The organism is Plasticicumulans sp., from assembly GCF_035331805.1.
In the GTDB taxonomy this organism is placed as follows: Bacteria; Pseudomonadota; Gammaproteobacteria; order Competibacterales; family Competibacteraceae; genus Plasticicumulans.
In genome coordinates, this window is the sequence record NZ_DAOLKE010000103.1 from 1 (window position 1) to 4,431 (window position 4,431).

Sequence of the window (4,431 nt, forward strand, 5' to 3'; positions counted from 1 at the left end):
GGTCAGCGCGTCGTGCCAGGTCAGGTAGTCCATGCGCTCCTGCACCTGGCGGATCATCGTCACATCGCTGAACGCCGACACATAGTGGCCGAGTTCGCCGTCGCGGTCGTGGACGGCGGCGATGGTCATGACCGCCGGGAACAGCGAGCCGTCACGGCGGCGGTTGATCAGCTCGCCGCTCCAGCGGCCGCGCGCGGCGAGCGTCGCATACAGTTCTTTGTAAAACGCCGGCGGATGCCGGCCCGAGCGCAGCAGCCGCGGCGTCCGGCCCAGGGCTTCGGACTCCGGATAGCCGGTCAGCGCCGCGAACGCATGGTTGACGGCGACGATCGTGCTGTCGGCGCGCGTGATCATCACCGCGTCGCGCGTGTGTTCGAGCGCGCGCAGATACAGCCGCGCCGGCACCTCGCCGCCAACATCGGCGAGTGCGGCCAGCCGTTCGGCGAGCACGCGGTTCTGGGCGTCGAGGCGCTGGATCAGGCCGCTGCAGGACAGCTGCGTACGCACCCGCGCCTGCACGACCGGCAGCTGCAGCGGCCAGGTGATGTAGTCGGCCGCACCGGCCGTGAAACCGCGCACCTCGTCGTCGGGTTCGTTGCGGGCGGTGACGAAGATCACCGGGATGTCACGGGTGCGGGTCGATTCCTTGAGCTGCTCGCAGACCGCGTAGCCGTCCATGCCCGGCATGTTGACATCGAGCAGGATCAGGTCCGGGCGCGCCTCGCCGCCGGCGAGGCGCACCGCCCCCGGTCCGTCGTCGGCGAGCAGCACCTCGTAGTCCTCGCCGAGCGCCTCGCTCAGCACCAGCCGGTTGACCGGCGCATCGTCGACGACCAGCACGCGCGGCCGGTGATGACGGGTCACATCGACCTGCGCCGTCATGCGACACCGCCTGCCGCCGGCAGCGCGTCGTCGGTGGCGACGACGCGGTTGCGCCCGGCAACCTTGGCGGCGTACAGGCGCCGGTCGGCCTCAAGGATCAGCGTCATCGGATCTTCGTTGAATCCCGGCACCCGGCTCGCGCAGCCGGCGCTCAGCGTCATCGGCCCGGGGGCACCCCGGACATTGCAGTCGCCGCCACTGCAGGCGAAGCAGGTCTCGACACGCCGGCGCAGGCGCTCGGCCAGCCCGTGCACACCGGCGAGATCGGTGTCCGGCAGCAGCAGCGCGAATTCCTCGCCGCCGTAGCGCGCGATCAGGTCGCCGGGGCGGCGGATGCTCTGCTGGCCGAGGGCTGCGATGCGGCGCAGGCAGTCGTCGCCGCCCGGATGCCCGTGGCGGTCGTTGTAGGCCTTGAAGTGATCGAGATCGAACAGCACCAGCCCGAGCGGCGTGCGGTTGCGCAGCGCACGGCGCCATTCGGCGGCGAGGCGCTGGTCGAAGCTGCGACGGTTGGCGGCGCCGGTCAGGCCGTCGAGCCACGCCAGACGCTCCAGATGTTCGGTCTGGCGTTTCAGCGCGACGTGCGTCTGCACGCGGGCGCGCACGACCGGCAGCGAGAACGGGCGGACGATGTAGTCGACGGCGCCGAGCGCGAAGCCGTCGGTCTGCGCCTGTTCGTCTCCGGCCGCGGTGACGAAGATCACCGGCAGCCGGCGTTCGGGGAATTCCTCGCGCAGCCAGGTCAGCACCTCGAAGCCGTCGAGCCCGGGCATGTGAATGTCGAGCAGGACCAGATCGAGATCGGGTTCGCGACGGATGCAGTCGAGCGCCGCCGCGCCGTCGCGGGCGACGTGGAGCTCATACCCGCGGCCGAGCGCGGAGGCCAGCAACTGGAGGTTGATCGGTGCGTCATCGACGAGCAGCACGCGTGGCGGCTGCTCATGAAGGTCGTGATGGTCCGGAGGTCCCCAGGCCGTCATGCTCGTACTCCGTTATCAGCAACTCCAGGTATCTGGAGGCCTGTTCATAATCAAAATTATCCACGGCCGTGAGCAGCTTGATTGCAACTTCGTGTCCCCCGCAGTCGCTGCGCAGGCGCGCGACCAGCGCATCCGGCACCAGCCGGTGTGATTCGAGCAAGCCCTGCAGTTCGCGCAGCGAGGCCGACAGGGTTGCGGAGGCAGGTGGCGGAACCGGCACGGCCGCAGCGGCAGCCGGCGTCGCGGTCTCATCGAGATACCGGGCCAGCGTCGCCAGCGTCGCATCGAGCAGCGTGCTCAGCGCCTCGATGTCCCCGGGCTCGCCGCCGCCGCGCAGCAGGGTTTCCAGCCGTGCCGATTCGGCCTGCAGGCCGGTGGCGCCGATACTGCCGCTGGCACCCTTGAGCGTGTGCAGCAGGCGCACGAGTTCGCTGCGCGCCGGCTGCGCGAACGCGGCGCGCAGCCGGACCCCGGCATCGGCGTAACCGCTCGCGAAGGTCTGCATCAGCCGGCGCAGCAGCGCGCGATCGCCGCCGAGGCGCAGGCAGGCGCTGTCCAGATCAAAGCCGGGCAGCACCGGCAGCGCCTCGTCGCCGGCTTCGGCGGGCAGATCGGCAGGCACGGCGGCACCGGGCACGACAGGACGGGCTCCGGACATGGCATCGACCTCGGTGGCGGCGGGGGGGAACGGCACGGGGGCCGTGCTGATGCGCGGCGCGATCCAGCGGCGCAGCACGCGGATCAGCTCGTCGCGCTCGACAGGCTTGGCGAGGTGATCGTTCATGCCGGCGGCGGCGGTGGCGCGGCGGTCCTCGTCGAACACGGCGGCGGTCATCGCGATGATCGGCAGCGCATCGTGCCGGCCATCGGCGCGGATGCGCGCGGTGGCCTCGAAGCCGTCCATGCCCGGCATGTGCAGGTCCATCAGCACCGCGTCATAGCGCCCGGCCAGCGCCAGCTCGACGCCGCTGCTGCCGTCGGCGGCAGCGGTGACGCGGATGCCGAGCCGTTCGAGCAGTTCCTCGGCGACCATGCGGTTGACGGCGTTGTCCTCGACCACGAGCACCTGCGCGCCGCGCAGCACCGCACCGAGCCGGTGCCAGTCCTCGCCCGGAGCCGGCACGCTGGTGTTGTCGATCCCGAGTTCATGGTCCAGGTGTTCGATCAGCACGTCGTGCAGGCGCGAGGCGGTGACCGGCTTCATCAGCACCGGCAGCCCGGCGGCGAGCGGCTCGCCGTCGAGTTCGAGCCGCTCCCCCTCGGTCAGCAGCAGGATCGTCGTCGAGGCCGGCAGCCGGCCGGCGTTGCGCTCGGCCAGCAGCCGCTGCTGCGCCTTCAGCGCGCCCTGCGGCGGCAGCCGGAAATCGACCAGGCAGAAGCGGAACGGCCGGCCGGACCCGGCGGCCGAGAGCGCGGTGTCGAGCAGCGCATCGGCGTCATGGGCCTCGACGCAGTCGCAGCCCCAGTGCTCCAGCGCCCGGCCGACGATGCCGCGGGCGGTGGCGCCGGCATCGGCGAGCAGCACGCGCACGCCGGCGAGCCGCCCGGGCACCGGCGCGAGGCTGCGCACCGGCGGGCCGGCGAGCGGCAGTTCGAGTTCGAAACCGAAGGTCGAACCGGCACCCGGCGCGCTGCTCACCGTGATCTCGCCGCCCATCAGGCGCACGAGCTGCTGGCTGATGACGAGGCCGAGACCGGTGCCGCCGTAGCGGCGCGCGGTCGAGCCGTCGGCCTGCACGTAGGGCGTGAACAGCCGCTGCAGCTGGGCCTCGTTCATGCCGATGCCGGTGTCGCGCACCTGCAGGCGCAGCCGCGCGCAGCCGGGAGCGGCACCGGGCAGGCGCTCGACGCCGAGGCATATCTCGCCGCGCTCGGTGAACTTCAGCGCGTTGCCGAGCAGGTTCACCAGCACCTGATGCAGGCGCAGCGCATCGCCCGTGAGGCGCGCCGGCAGCCCGGCCGGGGCATCGAGCAGCAGCTCCAGCCGCTTCTGGTGCGCAGCCGGTGCGAACAGGTCGACGACGCCTTCGAGCAGTTCGGGCAGGTCGAAGTCCTCGCGATGCAGGTCGAGGCGGCCGGCCTCGATGCGCGAGTGATCGAGGATGTTGTTCAGGATGTCGAGCAGCGCGCGCGCCGACTGGCGGATCGTGCGCAGGTAGCGGCGCTGGCGGCTGTCGAGCGCGGTGTCCTCCAGCACCTGCAGCAGGCCGAGGATGCCGTTCATCGGCGTGCGGATCTCGTGGCTGACGTTGGCGATGAACTCGCTCTTGGCGCGGTTGGCGGCCTCGGCCTGCACGCTGCGCTCGGCCAGTTCGGCGTTGAGCCTGGCGAGCGCAAGCTCGGCCGCCTTCAGCTCGGTGACATCGGTGACCAGCACGAAGAAGCCGGCGACCGGCCCGTTCACACCGTCCGGACGGCCGGAGCCCGGACGGTCAGGGCCCGGACAGTCAGGAATGTAGTGCGCCCAGGTGTGGCCGGTGCTGCCATCGGCCTTGACCAGCGTGCGCTCGAAGCGCTGCGGCTCGCCGCGCAGCACCGCACGCACGTAGGGTTCGTTCTTCGCGAACAG

Annotated in this window: 3 protein-coding genes; all 3 read right to left on the reverse strand. The window is 71.4% G+C overall.

All coding sequences use genetic code 11. From position 1 onward, the window contains the following. The coding region (locus tag PKE44_RS09225) for a response regulator (protein ID WP_324550347.1) at positions 1–882 on the reverse strand (882 nt) is incomplete at its 3' end. Beyond that, positions 879–1,862 carry a diguanylate cyclase gene (locus PKE44_RS09230; RefSeq protein WP_324550348.1) on the reverse strand — a complete coding sequence of 328 codons (984 nt, stop codon included), beginning with the start codon at positions 1,860–1,862 and terminating at the stop codon, positions 879–881. The genes PKE44_RS09230 and PKE44_RS09225, both read right to left, overlap by 4 nt. Beyond that, a partial coding sequence (locus tag PKE44_RS09235) for a response regulator (protein ID WP_324550349.1) occupies positions 1,822–4,431 on the reverse strand: 2,610 nt, incomplete at its 5' end. The genes PKE44_RS09235 and PKE44_RS09230, both read right to left, overlap by 41 nt.

Bases quoted from the DNA above. Each gene is read 5' to 3' on its own strand.
- PKE44_RS09230 (WP_324550348.1), bottom strand. From the start codon at position 1,862: ATGACGGCCTGGGGACCTCCGGACCATCACGACCTTCATGAGCAGCCG.